At 55.4% G+C, this 332-nt stretch carries 1 rRNA gene (cut by a window edge); it reads left to right on the top strand.

From position 1 onward, the window contains the following. Positions 1 to 332: ribosomal RNA gene (locus tag ASG69_RS21990) — 16S ribosomal RNA — on the top strand; its annotated part runs 735 nt beyond the window's last position; the annotation flags it as partial.

Raw genomic sequence — 332 nt, 5'->3', positions numbered from 1 at the left:
AGCGTTGTCCGGAATTATTGGGCGTAAAGAGCTCGTAGGCGGTTTGTCGCGTCTGCTGTGAAAACTGGAGGCTCAACCTCCAGCCTGCAGTGGGTACGGGCAGACTAGAGTGCGGTAGGGGAGATTGGAATTCCTGGTGTAGCGGTGGAATGCGCAGATATCAGGAGGAACACCGATGGCGAAGGCAGATCTCTGGGCCGTAACTGACGCTGAGGAGCGAAAGCATGGGGAGCGAACAGGATTAGATACCCTGGTAGTCCATGCCGTAAACGTTGGGAACTAGATGTGGGGGCCATTCCACGGTCTCCGTGTCGCAGCTAACGCATTAAGTT

Origin of the sequence: Rhodococcus sp. Leaf225 (assembly GCF_001426145.1) — a bacterium.
In the GTDB taxonomy this organism is placed as follows: Bacteria; Actinomycetota; Actinomycetes; order Mycobacteriales; family Mycobacteriaceae; genus Rhodococcoides.
This window is presented reverse-complemented; position numbering and strand designations above follow the sequence as displayed.